Source organism: Pseudomonas sp. HLS-6, from assembly GCF_002753995.1.
Taxonomy (GTDB): Bacteria; Pseudomonadota; Gammaproteobacteria; order Pseudomonadales; family Pseudomonadaceae; genus Aquipseudomonas; species Aquipseudomonas defluvii.
The window spans coordinates 4,144,342-4,164,547 of sequence record NZ_CP024478.1 but is presented as its reverse complement, the minus strand read 5'-3'; the positions used below and the strand labels follow the sequence as shown (position 1 = coordinate 4,164,547).

19 protein-coding genes and 1 tRNA gene are annotated in these 20,206 nt (G+C 58.4%); 7 read left to right on the top strand and 13 right to left on the bottom strand.

Annotated elements, in window-relative coordinates:
• Positions 1-13: 13 nt before the first annotated feature.
• On the bottom strand, positions 14-2,308 hold the full coding sequence (gene bglX, locus CS390_RS19540; RefSeq protein ID WP_099775661.1) for a beta-glucosidase BglX: 2,295 nt from the start codon (positions 2,306-2,308) through the stop codon (positions 14-16).
• A gap of 184 nt (positions 2,309-2,492) precedes the next feature.
• On the opposite strand from bglX, the gene CS390_RS19535 reads away from it, so the two are divergent.
• The 4 genes from CS390_RS19535 (at position 2,493) to CS390_RS19520 (ending at position 5,800) form a co-directional block, all read left to right on the top strand.
• Positions 2,493-3,095, top strand: a complete 603-nt coding sequence (locus CS390_RS19535; RefSeq protein WP_099775660.1) for a LemA family protein — start codon at positions 2,493-2,495, stop codon at positions 3,093-3,095.
• Positions 3,095-3,829 (top strand): YgcG family protein, encoded by a 735-nt coding sequence (locus CS390_RS25540; protein WP_099775659.1) that lies wholly within the window; start codon positions 3,095-3,097, stop codon positions 3,827-3,829. The genes CS390_RS19535 and CS390_RS25540 overlap by 1 nt, the downstream gene beginning before the upstream one ends.
• A 27-nt stretch (positions 3,830-3,856) precedes the next feature.
• The gene (locus CS390_RS19525; RefSeq protein WP_099775658.1) at positions 3,857-4,474 is read left to right on the top strand and encodes a TPM domain-containing protein; all 618 of its coding nucleotides are present in this window, start codon (positions 3,857-3,859) and stop codon (positions 4,472-4,474) included.
• Positions 4,475-4,582: 108 nt separating this feature from the next.
• The gene (locus tag CS390_RS19520; protein WP_099775657.1) at positions 4,583-5,800 is read left to right on the top strand and encodes an SAM-dependent methyltransferase; all 1,218 of its coding nucleotides are present in this window, start codon (positions 4,583-4,585) and stop codon (positions 5,798-5,800) included.
• On the opposite strand, the gene CS390_RS19515 is transcribed toward CS390_RS19520, so the two are convergent.
• Both CS390_RS19515 and CS390_RS19510 read right to left on the bottom strand, forming a co-directional pair.
• Positions 5,797-6,690, bottom strand: a complete 894-nt coding sequence (locus CS390_RS19515) for a DMT family transporter (protein WP_099775656.1) — start codon at positions 6,688-6,690, stop codon at positions 5,797-5,799. The two genes, CS390_RS19520 and CS390_RS19515, sit on opposite strands and share 4 nt — an antisense overlap.
• Before the next feature lie 105 nt (positions 6,691-6,795).
• On the bottom strand, positions 6,796-7,818 hold the full coding sequence (locus CS390_RS19510) for a DUF4917 family protein (protein WP_099775655.1): 1,023 nt from the start codon (positions 7,816-7,818) through the stop codon (positions 6,796-6,798).
• Positions 7,819-7,973: 155 nt separating this feature from the next.
• Between CS390_RS19510 and CS390_RS19505 the strand changes: the two genes are divergently transcribed.
• From CS390_RS19505 to CS390_RS19495, 3 genes are all read left to right on the top strand, one after another.
• Positions 7,974-8,606 carry a LysE family translocator gene (locus tag CS390_RS19505; RefSeq protein WP_099775654.1) on the top strand — a complete coding sequence of 211 codons (633 nt, stop codon included), beginning with the start codon at positions 7,974-7,976 and terminating at the stop codon, positions 8,604-8,606.
• Positions 8,607-8,840: 234 nt separating this feature from the next.
• On the top strand, positions 8,841-9,608 hold the full coding sequence (locus tag CS390_RS19500; RefSeq protein WP_157767159.1) for a hypothetical protein: 768 nt from the start codon (positions 8,841-8,843) through the stop codon (positions 9,606-9,608).
• Positions 9,605-10,048, top strand: coding sequence for a hypothetical protein (locus CS390_RS19495; protein WP_099775652.1), 444 nt, complete (start codon positions 9,605-9,607; stop codon positions 10,046-10,048). Before CS390_RS19500 ends, CS390_RS19495 begins: the two co-directional genes overlap by 4 nt.
• A 170-nt stretch (positions 10,049-10,218) precedes the next feature.
• Here the strand turns inward: CS390_RS19495 and CS390_RS19490 are convergent, their stop codons facing one another.
• The 10 genes from CS390_RS19490 to CS390_RS19445 all read right to left on the bottom strand — a co-directional run bounded on the left by CS390_RS19490 (position 10,219) and on the right by CS390_RS19445 (position 20,166).
• On the bottom strand, positions 10,219-10,524 hold the full coding sequence (locus CS390_RS19490; protein ID WP_065758674.1) for a DUF3077 domain-containing protein: 306 nt from the start codon (positions 10,522-10,524) through the stop codon (positions 10,219-10,221).
• A gap of 308 nt (positions 10,525-10,832) precedes the next feature.
• A complete protein-coding gene (locus tag CS390_RS19485; protein WP_099775651.1) occupies positions 10,833-12,533 on the bottom strand; it encodes a SulP family inorganic anion transporter in 1,701 nt (566 codons plus the stop codon).
• A 364-nt stretch (positions 12,534-12,897) separates the two neighbouring features.
• Complete coding sequence (nadS, locus tag CS390_RS19480; RefSeq protein WP_099776766.1) at positions 12,898-13,191, bottom strand: NadS family protein; 294 nt, start codon at positions 13,189-13,191, stop codon at positions 12,898-12,900.
• 575 nt (positions 13,192-13,766) lie between these two features.
• Positions 13,767-14,657, bottom strand: coding sequence for an ImmA/IrrE family metallo-endopeptidase (locus CS390_RS19475; RefSeq protein ID WP_099775650.1), 891 nt, complete (start codon positions 14,655-14,657; stop codon positions 13,767-13,769).
• Positions 14,658-14,659: 2 nt separating this feature from the next.
• Positions 14,660-14,983 (bottom strand): helix-turn-helix domain-containing protein, encoded by a 324-nt coding sequence (locus CS390_RS19470; protein WP_099775649.1) that lies wholly within the window; start codon positions 14,981-14,983, stop codon positions 14,660-14,662.
• Positions 14,984-16,219: 1,236 nt separating this feature from the next.
• Positions 16,220-16,293: transfer RNA gene (locus CS390_RS19465), tRNA-Gly, on the bottom strand.
• A gap of 247 nt (positions 16,294-16,540) precedes the next feature.
• Complete coding sequence (locus tag CS390_RS19460) at positions 16,541-17,425, bottom strand: alpha/beta fold hydrolase (RefSeq protein WP_099775648.1); 885 nt, start codon at positions 17,423-17,425, stop codon at positions 16,541-16,543.
• A gap of 321 nt (positions 17,426-17,746) precedes the next feature.
• The gene (locus CS390_RS19455) at positions 17,747-18,439 is read right to left on the bottom strand and encodes a pseudouridine synthase (protein WP_099775647.1); all 693 of its coding nucleotides are present in this window, start codon (positions 18,437-18,439) and stop codon (positions 17,747-17,749) included.
• Positions 18,440-18,472: 33 nt separating this feature from the next.
• Complete coding sequence (locus tag CS390_RS19450; RefSeq protein ID WP_065761120.1) at positions 18,473-18,694, bottom strand: cysteine-rich CWC family protein; 222 nt, start codon at positions 18,692-18,694, stop codon at positions 18,473-18,475.
• Entirely contained in the window at positions 18,691-20,166 is a 1,476-nt protein-coding gene (locus CS390_RS19445; protein ID WP_099775646.1) for a sensor domain-containing diguanylate cyclase, read from the bottom strand. Before CS390_RS19445 ends, CS390_RS19450 begins: the two co-directional genes overlap by 4 nt.
• Positions 20,167-20,206: the final 40 nt, after the last annotated feature.

The window sequence follows — 20,206 nt, the reverse complement described above, 5'->3', positions numbered from 1 at the left end:
TCGCGGCGACCGCTTACAGCAGCTCGAAACTCTGCTGTTTCACGGCCTCTGAGTCCAGCCCGACCTGCACGTTGAACTCGCCAGGCTCTGCAGCGTACTTCAATTGAGCGTTGTAGAACTTCAGGTCGTCTTCGCTGAGGGTGAAATGAACGATGCGTTCTTCGCCCGCCTTGAGGCTGATTTTCTGGAAGTTCTTCAGCTCCTTGATGGGCCGGCTAATCGACGCCGCGACGTCGCGAACGTACAACTGAACCACGGTTTCACCGTCACGCTTGCTGGTGTTTTTCACCCGGATGCTGGCATCGAGGGTTTGCCCAGGCTTCAGGGTCTTGCGGGACAGCGTCAGCTCCGACAGGCTGAACTCGCTGTAGCTCAGGCCATAGCCGAACGGGTAGAGCGGGCCGTTGGGTTCCTCAAAGTACTGCGAGGTGTAGTTGCCCGGTTTGCCCGGCGTGTATGGGCGACCAATGCTCAGGTGGTTGTAGTACATCGGCACCTGTCCGACCGAACGCGGGAAGGTCATTGGCAGTTTGCCGGACGGGTTGTAGTCGCCGAACAGTACGTCCGCGATGGCGTTGCCGCCTTCGGTGCCGCTGAACCAGGTTTCGAGCATGGCATCGGCCTGTTCACGTTCCCAGGTCAGCGACAATGGTCGGCCGTTCATCAGTACCAGCACCAGCGGTTTGCCGGTGGCTTTCAAGGCGGTGATCAGGGCGCGTTGGCTGGCGGGGACTTCCAGCGTGGTGCGGCTGGACGACTCATGGGACATGCCCCGCGATTCGCCTACCACGGCAACCACGACATCTGCTTGCTGCGCAGCCTTGACCGCTTCATCGATCATCACCGCCGCAGGGCGTGGGTCGTCGACGATTTCCGGCGCATCGAAGTTGAGGAAGTTCAGGTAATCGAGGATCGCCTTGTCGTGGGTAATGTTTGCACCCTTGGCGTAGATCACACGGGCGCGTTCGCCCAGCACACGGCGCATACCGTCATGCACGGTCACGGAGTGACGCGGGCGGCCTGCCGCGGCCCAACTGCCCATCATGTCGATAGGGGCATCGGCCAGCGGCCCGACCAGAGCGATGGTACCCTGCTTCTTCAAGGGCAGAGTCTGGTTGCGGTTTTCCAGCAAGACCATGCTGCGGCGCGCCACATCACGGGCGGCATCTCGGTGCAGGCGCCCTTCGGCGTAGGTGTCGGCCGGGTCTTCGCTGGCGATACCGATGCGTCGGTACGGGTTGTCGAACAGGCCCATGTCGTACTTGGCGCCCAGCACTTCACGCACGGCATTGTCGATATCCGCCTGATTGATCTCGCCGGACTTGAGCAGGCCCGGCAGTTCCTGGCCGTACAGCGAGTCGTTCATGCTCAGGTCGATGCCGGCCTTGATCGACAGCTTCGCTGCTTCGCGACCATCACGGGCGATGCCGTGCTTGATCAGTTCAAAGATCGCACCGTGGTCGCTGACCGTGACGCCCTTGAAACCCCACTCCTTGCGCAGCAGGTCATTCATCAACCAGGTGTTGGCCGTGGCCGGTACACCGTTGATCGAGTTGAGCGCCACCATCACCCCGCCTGCACCCGCATCGACAGCGGCGCGGTAAGGCGGGAGGTAGTCGTTGTACATCTTCGTCGGGCTCATATCGACGGTGTTGTAGTCGCGCCCGCCTTCCACTGCACCATATAAGGCGAAGTGCTTCACGCTCGCCATCAGGCTGGTCGCTGATGCCGGGTTGTTGTCCTGAAAGCCCTCGACCATTACCTTGGAGATCCGCGAAACCAGGTAGGTGTCTTCACCGAAACCTTCACTGCTACGGCCCCAGCGCGGGTCACGGGCGATATCGACCATGGGCGCGAAGGTCATGTCGATACCGTCGGCACTGGCCTCCACTGCCGAGGTACGGGCGACCGTGTGGATGGCGTTCATGTCCCAACTGGAGGCCAGCGCCAGGCTGATCGGGAAAATGGTGCGGTGGCCGTGGATCACGTCATAGGCGAAGAACATCGGGATCTTCAGCCGGCTGTTCTTTACCGCCGCATCCTGCAGCGGACGGTTCTCGCTACGGGTGATGGAGTTGAACGTACCGCCGATGTTGCCTGCGGCGATCTCCTTGAGGATCTGCGGCTGGGGCATTTCCGGGCCGATGCTGATCAGGCGCAACTGGCCGATTTTTTCCTCGAGCGTCATTTGCTGCATCAGGTCGGCAATAAACGCCTGCTTGTTCTTCTGCGGCTCGGTAGTGGTATCGGCAAAGGCGGTATGGCTGGCCAGGCTGACAAGCATGCCCAGCAAACAGAGTTTGTTCATGACTATTCGTTCTCAAGGCTCAGAGCAGTATTCATCAGGGAGACTGCACAGCCGAAATTGGGGGAGCAGCTATTGTTGTAATGGGCTGGGATCTTTTAGCCGATTGTGCCATTGCATTCCAGCGATGGCCGGGGATTATGCCTGAAGTCCGGACTTTTACGGTTAATCAAGGAGCACGATGACGATGCAGGTACTTCATGCCAAAGCGATACGGCTCTGGGTCGTGTTGATGCTGTCCAGCCTGCTGGCCGGTTGTGGGATCAACAACATTCCTCAGTATGACGAACAGGTCAAGGCGGCCTGGGCGCAAGTGCAGAACCAATACCAGCGGCGTGCCGACCTGATTCCCAACCTGGTGGAGACGGTAAAAGGCTATGCCAAGCAAGAGCAGACCACCCTGACCGCCGTTGTCGAGGCCAGGGCCAAGGCTACCTCGATTCAGGTCGACGCCAGTACCTTGGACGACCCGGAAAAATTGCGCCAGTTCCAGGCGGCACAAGCTCAACTCAGCGGGGCCTTGAGCCGGCTGATGGCGGTTTCCGAGCGTTACCCGGAGCTGAAGTCGAACCAGAACTTTCTGGCCCTGCAGTCGCAACTTGAAGGCACGGAAAACCGGATTGCCGTGGCGCGCAAGGATTTCATCGCCGCCGTACAGCGTTACAACACCGAGATTCGCACCTTTCCCGGGCGTATCTGGCACAGCTTGATGTACAGCGACATGCCGCTGCGTGAGACCTTCGAGGCGACCAGTGCTGATGCCGACAAAGCCCCTGAAGTGAAATTCTGATGCGCCTGCTCAAGGCTGCTGTGCTGCTGGCACTGCTCTGTGCAGCCTTGACGCTGCGCGCTGAACCCAGCTTCCCTGCCCTGACCGGGCGCGTGGTGGACGAGGCTCATTTGCTCGATGCGGCCAGTATTGCCCAGCTCAGCCAGATGTTGGCGGCCCATGAGCAGGCCAGCGGTGGTGAGCAGGTGGTGGTGGTCACCTTGCCTGACCTGCAAGGCATGAGCATTGAAGACTATGGCTACCAGCTAGGACGGCACTGGGGGATCGGCCAGCGCGGCAAGGACAATGGCGCATTGCTGATCGTCGCGCCGAAGGCGCGCAAGCTGCGTATCGAGGTCGGCTACGGGCTGGAAGAGCGCCTGACCGATGCCCAGTCCTCCGTCATCATCAACAGCATCATTACCCCGGCGTTTCGGCGCGGCGAGTTCAGCCAAGGTATCGTTCAGGGCACGGCGGCGATTATTCAGGTATTGGGGGGCAACCCCTTGGCCGAACCGGCCCAGGCGACGGGCGCAGAGGCCGAAGGCGGCTCGCGTGGCTGGACCATCGGCTTGTTCATCTTGCTGGTGGTACTCGCCTTCACCTTGCAAGGCTTGGGCTTGAGCGGTGGGCGAGGCGGGCGCGGCGGCGGTTTTGGTGGCGGCCTTGGTGGCTTCGGCGGCGGTTCGGGTGGGGGCGGCTTCAGTGGCGGTGGCGGCAGTTTTGGCGGTGGCGGCTCATCGGGCGGCTGGTAGATAACTCATCAACAAGAGCCACAGTGCATGGCATTGCTCAGTGAATTTGAACAACGGCAGGTCGCCGAGGCGATTGCCCAGGTCGAGCGCAACACCGACGCGGAACTGGTCACGGTGTTGGCCGCTCGGGCTGACGACTACACCTATATCCCGCTGCTCTGGGCCAGCCTGCTGGCACTGGTGCTGCCGGGCATCATCTATTACCTCAGCGGCTGGCCGGGTGGGCATGGGCTGTTGATCGCGCAATGGCTGACCTTCATTGTGTTCAGTCTGGTGTTTCGTGTGCCGCGCCTGACCACCCGCTTGATTCCGCGCGCTGTGCGCCATTGGCGGGCCTCGAACCTGGCCCGGCGGCAGTTCCTTGAACAGAACCTGCACCGTACGGCGGGCAGCACCGGCATGCTGATCTTTGTCAGCGAAGCCGAGCGCTATGTGGAGATTCTGGTCGACGAAGGCATTTCCCGGCATTTGGACAATCAGGTCTGGGACCGCATTGTGCAGCGCTTCACCGGGCAGGTCGGGCAAGGCCAGACCTTGCAGGGTTTTCTCGACTGTATTCAGGCGTGTGGCGAACTGTTGAGTGCCCATGTGCCACTGACGCAGGCCCGTGATGAATTGCCCAATCGCCTGGTGATGTTGCCGTAAGGGCAGGGCAATCATCGACAAAAGCTGTGCCTGCGCCGGTCATCCACGTAAAATGCCCGGCACTGGCGCCGACTGGCGCGTCCCCGCACTCCGAGGCACCCACTCCTGATGTCCGATACCCCTACCGCCCAGGCCGCGCCGGATGCGCGTGCGCAGTTTCTGGCCCTGCTCGCCACCTGCCTGCAGCAGAATGCCCTGATCAAGCTGGTGCTGGCGCGCCATGTCGGCACCGAAGAAGCCCTGCAACGGGTGATCGCCAAGCCGCTGACCGTCAAGGGCCAGGCTTGCCTGTCGTTTGTCTACCGCTACCAAACCCGTGACATCACCCGCAATTTGCCGGTCGACGAAGCCCTGGCACTGGTGACTGAACTGCTGCCAGGCAGTTTTCGCAACGCCCACCTGCAGAGCCTCAGCGATGAAGCCCAGTTGGAGTTCAGCAAGAAAGGCAAGCCGATGCTGCACCACAGCGCAGCACAGCAGGCACGTCAGGCGCCGGCGGGCGAGCATGACCGGGAGAAGAAACGCTACCTGGAACTGAGCCGACCGTTCCTGGTCGACCTGGGTGTCACCGACAAGCAGCATGCGCTGATTCCGGCCATGTCGCGCAAGTGGAAACAGATCAACAAGTTCATCGAGGTGTTTTCCCATGCCCTCGGCAGCTCGACCCTGGGCGCAGAGCAGCCACTGCGTGTCGCGGATTTCGGCTCGGGCAAGGGTTACCTGACCTTCGCCATCCATGATTACCTGCGCAACACCCTGCAGCGTGAGGCCCAGGTCACCGGCGTCGAGCTGCGCCAGGATATGGTCGAGCTGTGCAACAAGGCTGCGGCTCAGTTGGAGCACCCGGGCCTGCATTTCGAACATGGCGACGTGCGTACCGTCGTGCCCAGCGCCATCGACGTGATGATTGCCCTGCATGCCTGCGATATCGCCACCGACTATGCCATCCACACCGGTATCCGCTGTGGTGCAGCCATCATCATGTGCTCGCCGTGCTGCCACAAACAGATTCGCCCGCAAATGCACACCCCGGGCCTGCTCAAGCCGATGCTGCAATACGGCCTGCATTTGGGCCAGCAGGCTGAAATGCTGACCGACAGCTTGCGCGCGCTGTACCTGGAAGCCTGCGGCTATGAGACCAAGGTGTTCGAGTTCATTTCCCTTGAACACACCAACAAGAACAAGATGATCCTGGCGATCAAGCGTCGCGATCCGGTCGATGCGAGCGTGTTGATGGCCAGAATCCAGGAGCTCAAAGCGTTCTATGGGGTTCAGGAGCACTGCCTGGAAACTCTGCTGCGGGCTGACGGTTTGCTCGCGGCCTAAACCTTGGCTGGGCGCTGGGCCGGATGCACCCGTGTGCGCCGGCCCAGTACCACAGTCAGAATCACCCCGGTGGCAAACACCCAGGTAATCGGCTCGACCTGCTCGCCAAAGAACAGGGCGGAAAAGGCGATAGTGAAAAAGATCTGCAGCAACTGCACCTGACTCACCCGGGCGATGCCGCCCAGCGCCAGGCCAGCGTACCAGGCAAAGAAACCGATGAACTGCGAAAACAGCGAAACATAACCGAAGGCCCACCAGGTTTTGCTGCTGACCTCGCCCTGGTGCTGCAGCGCCAGGTACACCACCGGCCCGAGCAGCAACGGGCTGGCCAATACCAGCGCCCAGCAGATCACCTGCCAGCCGCCCATTTCACGCGCCAGTCGCCCGCCTTCGGCATACCCCAGGCCACCCACCGCAATAGCGGCGAGCATCAGCAGGTCACCGGCCTGGATCTGCCCGGCACCCATGATCATGGCGTAGGTCAGCACCAAAACGCTGCCCAGCGCGGCGCAGGCCCAGAAGGCTTTTGACGGGCGCTCGTGGGACAACCAGGCCGCGTACACCGCTACGCACAGCGGTTGCAGGCCGTTGACCAGCGCCCCGTGGGACGCTGGTACGGTTTGCATAGCCCACGCGGAAAACACCGGGAACCCCAGAATGACCCCCAGCGCTACCAGGCTCAGCCCTTTTATTTGCTGCCAGGTCGGCCATTTTTCGCGACGCCAGAGCAACAGCGCGGCGGCGGGAATGGCTGCGACCAGCGCCCGGCCCAGCCCATTGAGCAGTGGGTGCAGTTCCTGCACGACGATACGGGTCATGGGCAGGGTCAGGCTGAAAATGACCACGCCGAGCAGGCCGAGGGCCATGCCGGTGTTTTCGCGGGTAGACATGCGGGAGCGCCTTGGGCAGATAAGTCCGTCCATTGAGCCACAGGCGTTGGGTGCGGTCTTGTAACAGTTGCATACAAAACGACGGATACAGTCCCTGGACAGCGTTTAGCGGCGACGTTTGCTGGCAGGGGGAACGGCCACCGCCAATTCAGCCTGCCCCAACGGGTGGCTGCTGGCATCGAAGAAACACAGTTCGATGTCCGGGCGTTCGGCAAACAACGCCGCATAATGCTGCTTCTGGCCGATGATCGCTGCTTCGCTCAAGGGGTGTACCGCAACCGCGAGGTGGCCGGGGCTGGCCTGTTTGATGGCCTCCACCAGATGTCGGTCGGAGCTGTCCAGGCGGTGCCCGAAAATACACAGGCCACCCTCATGGCTGGCCAGTTCGCCGTGGCACCAGCTCAGGTAGTCCGAGGTACGGATAGCGCGCAGTTTGTCGTCGCTGCTGCTTTCATTGATGAACAGCGGCACATCGCCGGGGGTGTTCACCGCAAAGCCGTCGAGCAGTGCGCTTTCGCGGGCACTGCGTTGGCGGGTGCTGCCGTCCTGTTGCTTGAGCAGGTGCAAGCCACCGTGCAGGTAAAGCAGGCGATGGCCTTCACCGCGGCTGCGGCGTACGTCAAACACGCCCTCCTCATCGAACAGCACCTGAAACCCTTCAGGCGCGTAGCTCACCGCCCAATGGGTGAGCAGGTCGTAGTTGCTCGAATAGATGCTGCGGTAATTGCGCAGCTCCTGGTTGAGGGTGTGCAGGGTCGAGGCAGGCAGCAGCTTCCACGGGATATGCACGCTGCGCACGGCATGAATCAGCGCTTCCTTGATTGCGTAATAGCGGTTCAGCGGTGCCGACGAACTGATAGCCAGGGCGGCATTGACCCGTACCGTGGTGTTCAGTGCCGTGAGCACCGGCTCGAACACCTCCGTACCCATGGACTTGAACAAGGCCTGATCGGTAAGCCCCAAGGGTTTGTGGCGTACCCGCTGGGCCAGCTCGAACAATGAGAAATAGGCAAACGGGCGCCACACCGTACGGCTGGCGCCGTTGCCCAGCAGCAAGCCGCTGCAAGGGCGGCGGGAGACCAGTTCAGGCCAAGCGGCAAGGGTGGCGTCGAAGTTGGCAGAGGGCATGCAGGGCTCACAGACAGGTAATGCAAAGGAATGGGCGCGACTGTATCACGCACGTCCCGCTTGTCATCAGCGTGCGCCATCGGCTGTGCGGCTGGCTGGCGTTTGGAAGCACGCGTAGACTTCCGAGCCTTGCTCTGTTCAGGCCCCGTGTTCCGATGACGTTTTCGCTTGTATTTGCTGTGCTCGCCTCCGGCTTTATCTATGGCATTACCCCAGGCCCCGGTGTCCTGGCGGTGCTCGGTATTGGCGCGGCACGTGGGCGTAAGGCGGGGGCGGGGTTTCTTTGTGGGCACCTGCTGGGTGATGTGCTCTGGTGTGGTACTGCGTTGGTGGCTATCGTCGGCGCGCGCCAGGTTGGCAGCCTGTTGTTTGATGGCCTGGGCGTAATCAGCGGCGTGTACCTGTTCTGGCTGGGCCTGCGCGCCTTGCGCAGTCGCCCGTCTGCTGAAGACGGGCAGCAGGGGCCGGTGCGTCAGCCGTTCTGGCATGGCGTGGTGTTCGGCCTGACCAATCCCAAGGCCTACCCGGTGGCCGTTGCCACCTTTACGGCATTGTTATCCAGCCGCGCCGAAGCACTGACCTGGTCGATGCTGCCCTTGTTGATCGTGCTCAGCTTTGTGGGTGGTTTGCTGGCCTATGCGATTCTGGTGGCGCTGGTGGGCGCGCGCCAGGTTCGTACGTTATATGTGCGCTATGAACTATGGATCACCCGGGCCTGCGGGTTGATGTTCATTGGTTTCGCGATCAATGCGCTGGTGCATGCCTTGCCGGGGTTGCTGGCGGGTTAATCGCGTGGCCCCACGCAGGCTTGCCTGCGGTGGCTTCGGTGGGGTATCCGCGAGTACGCGGTGCCTGCATCGCGTCATTAGTGAAGCGAGAGCTCCTTTTTGGCTCAACGAGTGAATTTTCGGAAATTTCATACACGTCATTGGGAAAGGGTTGGCGTTTGGAGTGCGGGTTTCAGTGGTATCAAGCTCGTTGCGACTGCAAAACAAGACGACCTCCTCACTCTTGGTGATGAAATGAAACGACTGATTCGCCGGCGCGACATGAGCGCGTTTAGCCTTGCTCGAATTGAAAGTCCTTTTTTCGCTTTATCTGATGTAGAACGTTCACTTTTATATCCTATGGAAATAGACGGGCTGGTTGATCTTATCAGTGAGTCCGGGTCTTCCATTGAACAGTGTTTGTATGAACAGGATAAAGCTCGCATTCTTGAGGCCGTCAGTCGAGGTGACTGGCTACTGGTTACTAATAGTCCATTCAGCCCTCTAAGTCAGGATACCTTCGGCATATATTCGCACCTGACCGGTAAATCATTTTCGCTTGGTACACCCGCCAGGTCACCAGTCAAACTCACGAATGATGAGTTAAAACAGGGTGAGCCCTTGACGATGGCTAATATAATGAGGCGAGCTAATACAAAAGCAAGTGCTCAGTTCGGGCCGGGAAAATGGGTTAAAAAAGAAATTGACTACGATGGTATCAGCAACACACTCGCTGTACTGGTCAATCGATCTGGTTCGTTAACTGATGAGGGACGATTAATTTTCTCTGATGGGAAGGACTTTACAAATACCACTCGTACTCTGGTTCAAGAGTGGGTTCCGCTCGCCAATGACGAGCTCTCCTATGAAACGGGCTCGGCAATGCATGCCTACGGGGCCTTGCGCCGCATAAAGCAGCGCTTTCAGGAATCCGAGGATGAGTGGCGAGAAACCGGTAAGTCCTGGCACTGGGTTCCTGCTACCGCAGACACCGTGTATGAGCGGAGAAGCGACGAAAAATGAAAGTAGAAAGCAGTGACTACAAGTCGGTGGTGTGGTTTGTATGGGGCGGGCTAGATGCGCTTTATCTTGCCTGGTATGTAATGGGTAGCCTCCGTCATGAGAAAATACCCTACCTAACGGATCTGGAAAGTACAGTGGCATTGCTGGGTGAGCTAGGGCCCGCTCAGGTGGTAATGGTTGTGCTGAGCTGGGTGTTGCAGTTGTCGATATGTGTTAGCTGTTTTTTATTTTTGGCCCGGCGAGATGCCGCGAGGTGGGTCGGGTACTCACAGTTGCCTTTGAGGCTGTTTTTTATTGTGCCTTCGGTTTCAGTTTTATTGGTGGGTGTTCAGTTTTTTCCAGATTATAGCCCGCTGTTGATGGTTGTTTTGGTTATTGTGTCTGAGGTTATAAAGTTCTGGAGCCTTCGGAAGTTTGGCGCGCGTCATGTGGCTGATTGATGACTTCGGTGGGGTATCCGCGAGTAAGCGGTGCTTGTATCGCAGGCAAGACCTGCTCCCACCGGGCCCCGATCAAATGACTGCCTCCAAGAAGTTGGGCAAAAATCCAACCCTTGGAGGCAGTCCACCGTGTGGGAGCAGGCTTGCCTGCGATGGCGTCAGTGAAGGTATTAGCGCTTCATGGCCTGTGCCTCGAACCCGTCGAGCAGGGCGTCAATCAACGCTTTGGCCGCCTCCATCGCGTGCAGCGAGGCCCAGCGCAAGCCTTCCGGGGTGCGCTCGTGGCAGAAGCAGGTCTGGTTGACGGCATCAATGCCTGCCTTCAGTTGCAAGGAGGCATGCACCAGCGCGTCTTCGGCACTAATGCCTTCGTTAACGGAAAACAATGGCGGGTGCCCTGCGTCGCAGGAGCCAAAAGGCAGCGAGGCCGTTTTATACGGCGCACAACGTGGTGGGTCGGGAACAATTTTCATCATGGTAAAGCTCCTATAGACATAGAGGAGCTGCCCTGACTCACTTCCACATGAGGGTGGCAGCCACACGCAGGGTGGAAGACCGGTCTATAGGAATCCGGCGCACCCCAAAGGGTGCCCTGCGCGTAGCCGCCATAACAAATCATACAGGCATAAAAGTACGCCAGCATTCACCTGTCAGGGAATACACGCCTATAGAGGGTCCAGACTTCCACATCTGGTCGCTGAATATGCAGCGACCCCCGAAGGCTAGTGGGCATGCCGTTGTGCAACAAGGTCAGCACTTCCCAAGGTTATGTAGGAAGTTTCGCTTACTCCGATGCAAACAGCTCTTTGTTCCGATTGCGCCATACGCGGTAGGCGCGAATGCCGGCCCGTACCGAGCCGAACAGCAAGCGATCCTCCAGTTCCCGCGCGATCCCCGAGCGCACCAGCATGCGCAAGAACTTGCCGCGGGCACGGGCAATGCCGAACAGGATGCCTTGTGCTTTGAGGGTGTCCCGCACTTCACGCAAGGCCGCGATACCGCTGACGTCGATGGTGCTCACCGCTTCAGCGTCGAACAGCACCGCACGGGGCTGGTGTTCACGTTGTACGGCATCGAGCAGGCGCATTTTGAAGTAGTCGGCGTTGAAGAACAGAATCGCATCATCGAAGCGGTACACCACTAAACCCGGTACGGTGCGGGCATCTTCGTGGTGACGAATGTCCACCTGGCCTTCGACGCCGGGTAGCCAGCCGAGTACGGCATCGGTTGGCTGGTAGATGCTGTACAGCAGGCGCAGGATGGCCAGGGTTACGGCAATGATAATGCCCGGCAGCACGCCCGCCCCGAGCACGCCGACGGTGGTGAACACGCAAAGCCAGAACTCGAAGCGACTGAGTGTACGGATCTTGCGCAGTGACTGCACATCAATCAGCCCCCAGCCGGCCATCAGCAACACCGCGCCCAAGGCGGCTTGTGGAATCCAGGCCAGTGGTGCGGTGAAGAACATCAGGATCGCCGCGATCACCAGCGCGGCAATAATGCCCACCAGTTGGCTCTTGCCGCCGACCATATCGTTGACCGCCGTACGCGAGTCGGCACCGCTGATGGCAAAGCCCTGGGAAACCCCGGCAGCGAGGTTCGACACACCCAGTGCAAGAAACTCGTGGTTGGCATTGATCGCGTAACCGTGGCGCGCGGCGAAACTGCGGGCGGTGAGCATCGCACTACAGAAGCTCACGGTCGCGATACCCAAGGCGTCACGCATCAGGCTTTTCATTTCTGCCAGGTTGGTTTGCGGCCAGGCCAGTTCCGGCATCCCGGCGGGCACCGCGCCCAGAATGGCAACGCCGAAGCGGTCTAGCCGCAGCACGCCAACCGCCAGCGTGGCGATGGCCACGGTAACCAGTGCCGCCGGCAAGCGTTGGAAGTGCCGGGGTAACCAGATCAGTGCAATCAGCCCGGCAACCCCAATGGCCAACGTCGGCCAATGGATTTCGTTCAGGCGCTGCAGCATGTTGATCAGGCTGAGAATGAAGCCATCGCCCTCGATCTGAAAGCCGAGCACTTTGCCTAACTGCCCGGCCAGCAGGCTCAGGCCGATCCCGTTCAGGTAGCCGATCAGAATAGGTCGCGAGAAAAAGCTGGCGATAAACCCGGCCCGTGCCGCCCCGGCGGCGATCAGCATCAGCCCCACCAGTACCGTGACAATCACCGACAATTGCGCCAGCCGCTGCGGATCGCCCATTGCCAGTGGCGCAATTGCCCCGGCAACCATCGCACAGGTGGCGGCATCCGGCCCGACCATCAACTGCCGCGAACTACCGACCAAGGCATAGACAATCATTGGCAAGATGCAGGCATACAAGCCCACATGTGGCGGCAGGCCGACAATTTGCGCATAGGCAATGGCGATAGGGATCTGAATCGCGGCAACAGATAGCCCGGCCTGAAGATCGTGGCGAAACCACTCGGCGCGGTAATGCAGCAAATTGGCCAGGCCCGGAAGCCAGCGGGAGAGAAACATGAACGGGTCCTTTCGACTGTTTCAGAACAACGCCGCGTTCATTCCCGAGCGCCGAAACACTGCGGCGGGCAGGGCGCCTGGTCAGGGTGCAGCGAGATGAATTGTTTGTACCCGATTGCAGAAACGTTGCAAGAAATTTCGACAGTAAAGCGACTGGCGTTGTTTTGAGTCAGGCGAGAGACGAATGCGCAGGCCTAGGCAGCGTCCCTAAGCGAAAGGCCTTGGTTCTTTGTTTAAGAGCAATGCCAATGTCACGGGCTTATGTGGTTTCTATGGGATGCAGGCTTGAATTTGGCTTAGAAAAACAAACCCCCGCTAAAAGCGGGGGCGTCTGTAGCCTGATCCCGCCATGTGGCTGGGGCTTTCATGCTTCTGCCAACGCGGCCAGCACATGAGTAGGGTCATTATGAATCGCACGCAGCAATGCACGTGCTGGCCCTTCTGGAACACGACGTCCCTGCTCCCAGTTCCTGAGGGTCCCAACAGGTACATCGATTCGTTTTGCAAATTTTTCTTGAGTAAGACCTGTAGCTTCGCGGATTGCTTTCACGTGTATAGCGTCGACCCGGAATTCCCGGGATGGCTTGCGCTCACCACGGGCGATCTCATCCATCTCAGTCATGCTGTTAACAAGACGATCGAAGAGATTTTTGTCCATCATTTCGACCCTTGGTTGATGCTTTTTAGTACGGCCTTTTCTTTTTTCATCAACGTATCTTGTGATGTAGTAAAGGCTTGAAAACGTCGTAGTGGCGTGGGAGTGGCAGATCAGGCTGGACTGATGCTAAGGAAAAATTCCTTACTTTCAGCAGTGTATGGGTTCAGACGGATTTTCAGCGAGGCGAAAGTGGAGCGGGTGAAGGGAATCGAACCTTTATTGGACGAAAGGGCGGGTGAAGTGTGTAAGTGTGTAAATATGTGAGGCCCCCACGAATTGCCCGGCAACCGTTTACGGCATGGTGCATCCCCATCGGTCTTCACTCACCTGGTGAGTACTGGCGCCGACTCCCGATTCAAATCCCCCCCCAAAAAAAACAGCTGTAGCATGGGGGCAGATCAAACCAGACTGCCGCTCGATTCAGCCTCACCATGCACATCAACGAGCTCGTAAAAGCGGTTCATGGACTGCTGGTTGGCAAGATATTTTTGGTGGCGTGCCAGAGCGTCACCTCATACTACTAACCGATGTATATTCGCGTTCATATGCCACTCATGCTTGTCATGCCGTGCCTATTAATCACGGCGCCAACGGCCATTTTCATCGTCGCTTTGAGCAAAGGGCGGCCATACGGACGCATTACGCGGCAGGCACAGCAGAGTCATCGTATATTCGTATTTTTCGGACTGGATCTTCATCTCGCGCACGCTGGCGCTTCGATCAGCGTGTGGAAACCATAGCGATGCTGGAAGCTCAATTCCTTGGCGCTCCTGCGAAACGTTAGGGGACGCGGCCAGTGAACCTGCAGGAATTTCCACAGCTCCTTGGCGTGTCCGAAAAAAGGCCCCGTTCTTGCGTGCAGTAGCACTGGGGAATGCCCACTTCATGAATCCATCGCAAGAAAGGATGAGTATTGCGCTCTCTTCGGTGCACTGAATCCATTTCAATGCTGCAGCCGTCAGTGAAACGCCATAGCGCATCGCACAGTGACGCAGCACCTCGAAGTCGACGCTCGTGGTGAGCTGGTTACGGAAGTCATTAAGCGGCATCAGCAGGAAAGAAGCGAATAGATCAGCTTCGGCTTCAATATTCTTGTCCTCCCATGACAGCATGTCATCACTGCTGCATTTGAACTCGTCGCGCTTGAGGCGGTGCAGAATGTAATGACCAAGCTCATGGGCCTGGGTAAAGCGGATTCGACCGGGTGACTCCAACCCACTGTTGTAAAGCAGCATCCAGCGGCTTCTTGCTTCGTTGGCAAATAGCGCCCCATCAAATCCCTTGATATCGACCGCATCCACCTTGGCAATGGGATCAGGCCAGTTAAAGACCTCTGCTGTATCCAGAGCCAGTTTTGGTACATCTACGGGAAAGCGCGGAACCCCATGAACCTGACTGAAAAAATCACAAATCTTGGTCAGTCGAATTGCAGCTTTCTGCGGTGTCCATACCTCAGGCTCAGGCATTTTCAAAAATCCTTTTTGAATGTATCCAGAATCTTTCTCAGCTGCGCCTTGGCATCTGGTTCAAGATTCTTGTATCCACGAAAGAAAGCCTCGTCGAGATGTTTCTCTTCAGGCTCCCTCAGATCATCCTCGAAAAAGTAAGCAGTTCCTACTCCCAAAACATCTGCCAACGCGGTGAGCTTTTCAGCAGAAGGGCGTTGAGATTCCCGATTTTCAAGCTCCCATAGGTAGCTCTTGCTCAACCCCGCCATGTCCGCGAGCTTTTCCAAGGTCAATCCGCGCTGCTTGCGCAGGTCGCGGAGCTTCTCGCCGAGATGGGTAGCCATGTCCTATCTCCTCCAGTAGTGGTGAAAAATGTACCACGATTCCGAACAAATCGTTTGACAAAGACGCTAAGCGGGGGCAGTTTGTCACAAAGTTCGCTATTCCGAACTTTTTGTTTGGCTTGACGACATGCCTTCTGAGCTCCTCGCCCGGCCTTAGTACCTACAGATTGTTGGCGCTGATGCCACTTTGACCCAGTCTGCTGATTTTGACTGCCCCATATGCAGTCTCTGAAATCTCGCGCAAGGCCATCGTTTACTGAGTATTCGGGTGGGTCAATGAATTCCGGCAGCCTGGGTCAAAGTCGCAACAGCGCCAACAAGGCTGGGCTCTGCGCGGCACTACGACGGCTCTTTCTGCGAGTCCATCTGCATGCTCAAGAATGTCAGAGGCTGGCAGTAGATAGGTGCTCACCGAGGGGATGCCCTCAAGGCAGCGCAGCATCAGGAAACGGGGTGGTGATCCCCAGTGGGCGTAGTCGGAATGAAGAGGAAACTCGTTTCGGCCATAAACTCCGCCGTAGGTTTGAAGGTCGAGGTCACTTGACTCTCGTGGCTTCAACGTCTGAACGGTTGCGATCCCATGGCCTGGTGCAATTTTCTGTGGATCAAGAATGGAGCCGAGGCGAATTGCGATTTCTTGAGTCGATGATTCAGGAAGCAAGGTTCTGGTGAATGCATAACCGTTCATGCTTACGAGGTGCATGAGCTGCTCAAAACAGTCGTTATTCGCTATAGGGGCAGCGTGCGGTCTGGGTTCTCTACTCGCGCGGGTGTTCATCGCTATCCTTTCACTTCCTTGTGGAGCTCCAGATTTTGAATCGCCGCATTGGGATGGGGCGGATCTGCCCTCGACTGTTCTGGCTCTTCGGATCTCGCTACCGGATTGTCAGGGCATTACTGGAATTCCTGAGGGCGGCGGCGGGGGCTGCCTCATGTGGGTTACTGGTCTTTGAGGTTGGAATTCCTCACGGGAAGAGACTAGCTGGGAGGCGATCAATATGTGGCTAAATATCGAAAATGGGGAAAGGATTTTGTGGGGGCGTGGGTACAAAGGTGTGATCTTGTTGCGGGCCAGTGTCGCTGCCCTTTGCTCACCACTTTGGTCGGTGACTGCAGGCAGATTTATAACCGAAACGGTTTGACGGGGTGCTGTGAAGCCAGCATGGGGAGGAATTCGCTTTCGTCGGCTTAAGTGCCCTGAAAGGCAAAGAATACGGGGTTTTGACTGGAAGGAGATGGAGCGGGTAGAGGGAATCGAACCCTCAACTAAAGCTTGGGAAGCTTTCGTTTTACCACTAAACTATACCCGCTTTTTGCGTCAGTCTTTACTCACCAAAACGGGCTGTCCAATAAGAACCCTCGTTATCAGCTTGGGAAGCTGGAGTAATGCCATTATACGACACCCGCTCTGCAGGACGACTTTGTACCAGAAGTGAGGCGGGAATTGAAGCCTTTCTTCACGCGCGTTGTGCGGTCGGCCGGTAACGCAAGGTCTGCATCTTGCGGGTGCCCGAAGGCGTGTGATGCAGGTTGCTGCGTTACCGGCGACCCCGATGCTCAGAGGGCAAAGGCATGTTCTCCCAGGGTAAACGGCGTGCGTACGCGGTGTTCCCGAGGCGAGGGGGTGAGGAAACTCAGCAGTGCATCGCGCGAGTCGCGGCAAGCGGCCTTGTGTTCCATGTCGAGGAAGTGGCCGGCGCTCTGGATGCGGCTGAAGTGGCTGTTGCGCACGTGTTTGCTGAACTGCTGGGCGTCCTCGGTGGTGGTGTATTCGTCCCATTCACCGTTCATGAACAGTACCGGGATGTCGATGACACGGGCCGAGCGCAGGGCGTTGTCCAGGTCGTGCTTGAGCACTTGGTTGATGTGGAAGTGCATCTGCTTGTATTCGTGGTTGTCCAGGCTGCTGACATGCCGGTAGTTGAAGCGCTTGAACAGTGACGGCAGGTGCTTGCCGATGGTGTCGTTGACCAAGGCGCCGACTTCGTAGCGATCGCACTTGCTCAGGTAGTGTGAGCCGCGCTCGAGGTAGTCGCGCATCGGTTCGTTGATCACCGGCGAGAACGAGCTGATCACCGCCTTTTCGATGCGCCGTGGCTTGTGGGCCAAGGCGAGCAGGGTGCAGGCGCCGCCCCAGGAGAAGGACATGATGTGATCGGCAGCAAAATGGTCGATCAGTTCCAGAAGGATCTGGCCTTCGATCTCTTTGGTCAGCAGATGGTCGTTGCGGTTGTGCGGTTTGGACTTGCCCGAATAGGGTTGGTCGTACAGCACAACATTGAATTTTGGGTGCAGGTTACGCACCGTCTGGGCGAACGAGGCGGTGGTTGCCAACGATCCGTTGATCAGGATGATCGTCTTTTCGGCGGCATCTGCGCGATAGAACTCCGTGTAAACCCGGTACTGACCTTGTATATCCAGCACAGCAATTTCTGGCCTCATGTCGTCGACTCCTGGCGCAAGAAAGGGTAATCGCGCAAGCAAGATTGCACGTTCTTTATGACAGGTAGGCATACGCCTTGAAGTGAAACTGAGGGCCCTTGTCGATCCGCTACAGGCTGGTCGACGGGTATTGTTCTAGGCGGGCAATCTGCCGGACCCCATCACTTCGAGGTGCTGGTAGCCGGCAAAAAGGTGTCTTTGACTGCGGTTGTGACTGGCGAGTCACATGCAGACCGACGTTTGGATTCAAGCAGCCATGTGCTGAACCCGCAAGTGCCGTTGGTGTAATTGGCGATATTTTTCTGCCAGGCGGTCGTGACGTCAGAACGCGCTGATTTCGTCTGGGCGCAAGGCGCGGTACTCGCCGGGCAGCAGCGACGGGTCCAGTTGCAGGGGGCCCATGTGTTCGCGGTGCAGGCGTATTACCTTGTTGTCAAAGAAGCCGAACATCCGTTTGACCTGGTGATAGCGGCCTTCGACGATGCTCAGGCGAGCGCTGTGTGGGCTGAGTATCGTCAGCTCTGCCGGTTGCGTGGTGAGGTCTTCAAAGGCGAAGTAGAAGCCTTCACGAAACTTTTCGATGTAGTGCTCGTCGATGACGTGCTCGGTTTCGACGTAGTAGACCTTGGGGAGTTTGGTCTGTGGCTGGGTCAGGCGCCTGGACCATTGGCCGTCGTTGGTGATCAGCAGCAGGCCGGTGGTGTTGTAGTCCAGGCGACCGGCGATGTGCAGGTCGTGTTTGTCCGGCTCGTCGAGCAGATCAAGGACGGTGCGGTGCTGTGGGTCGACCGTGGCGCTGACGCACCCCGTTGGTTTGTGCAGCATGAAATAGCGCAGTGCTCTGCCGGCTTGCACAAGCTGATCATCGACTTCGATTCGACTGAACTCGCGCACGTCATGGCGTGGGTCGCCGACCTGTGTGCCATCGACGCGTACGCGGCGTTCTGCCAGCAGCAGGCGAACTTGCTGGCGGTTGTAGCAGGGCAGGTTGCTGAGAAAACGGTCGAGGCGCATGGGGCGAGAAGGGGCCAGTATCGGGTGCGCAGTTTAGCGCTTTGCGGCGTCCTTGGCTGCCTGCAGTTGGGCTTCTACCTGGGCGCAGCGCGGGCACAGGCAGGCTTTGTCACGCAGCTCGGCCGGCAGTGCTTCAAGCACCTGCGGGTCGATGCTGACGCCGTAGCACCAGCAATCGTGCGTAGCGCTGCGAGGGTTGGCGAGGCTGCAGTGGTTGCTGGCACCGCAGGCCGGGCAGAGGTTGGGCTCGTTCATGCGTGATCCGTGCAGACGCGGTTGCGCCCGCTTTGCTTGGCGCGGTAAAGCGCGTGGTCGGCGCGACCGATCAGGGTGTGTAGCGTATCGTCCGGGCGCAGGCTGCTCAAGCCGATGCTGACGGTCAGCTTGATATCGGCGTCAGCATAACTGAATGCCAGTTGCTCGGTTTTCTGGCGGATCTTTTCTGCAACGCCGAGCGCCTGCTGATGCTCGCTGCCCTGGAGTAGCACGACGAACTCTTCGCCGCCCCAGCGGCAGATGATGTCGGAGACGCGCAGGCAGCTCTCCAGTACGCGGGCAAACTGGCGTAACACTTCGTCGCCACCCAGGTGGCCGTAGGTGTCGTTGAGGGCTTTGAAGTGGTCCAGGTCGAGTAGCAGCGCCACCAGTGGCTTGGGCTCGCGCTGGGCTTCGAGCAAGGCTTGTGCGGCAAGCAGGTCGAAGGCCCGGCGGTTCGGTAAGCCGGTCAGGCTGTCGAGGGTGGCCAGGGCCTGGATGCGCTCGTGGTGGCGTTTGATCATGGCATTGAGCAGCGAGAGTACGACCAGGGTGATCATCGCGCAGATCGCCAGGTTGATGTACAGCGATTGGAGGATGCTGTCCAACCGGCCGTCTTCATGTTTTTCGACGAACAGGTACCAGTTCAGTTCCGGGATGAAGCGCACGTTGAGGAACTGGTTGTGGCCGTCGGCACTGCGGTATTCGCGGCTACCGCTGACGGGGATGGGCATCTGCTGAGCCAGGTCACCCAGCCCTTTGACGTCGCTCAAGTGTTGCCCGGCCTGCATGCCCTGTGGGCCGCCATCAGACCCAGTCAGTACGATGCGGCCCTGGCGATCGGCGAAGTAGACACTACGCATGTAGCGCTTTTGGTAGTCGTCGATGCACTTGATGACCGATTCGAGGCTTAGCCCGACACCGGCGGCACCGATGAAGTTGTTCTGGTAATCAAGGACCTTGTAGTTGATGAAGATGGCCATGTTGTCCTGGTTGGCCATGTCCAGGTCGACGTTGATTTCGTAAGGCGCATCGAGGTTGCGCAGGCGGAAGTACCAGGCATCACGGGCTTCCTGCAGGTCGATCTGCTTGAGTACACCCTGGGCCTGGAAGTAGGTGTGGGTAAGGTCGGAGACGAAGAAGGCGGTATACGCGCGATTGCGAGCCATCACTTCGTTGAGGTAGCGGGTCATGCGCTCAGGATCGTGTTCCCCGGCCAGCACCCAGTCGCGCAGGAAGGTGTCGTTGGCCATCATCGATGAAATGAGGATGGGGCGTACCAGGTCTTTCTGAATTTCCGAGTAGAGGGTGTCGGAAGTCAGTGGCAGCTCGGTGTTGATGATGTTGTCACGGATCGAACTGCGTGAGGCGAAGTAGCTGAGCAGAGACGTCGCGAGAAAGCCACAGCCCAGCAAGAGGAGTAACGCCAGGATCAGCGAACGTTGTGAAAACAAGGCAGAACGAGACGGCATGGCATTTCCGTTGCTGGTACCAGTGGCCTGTATTCTAGTG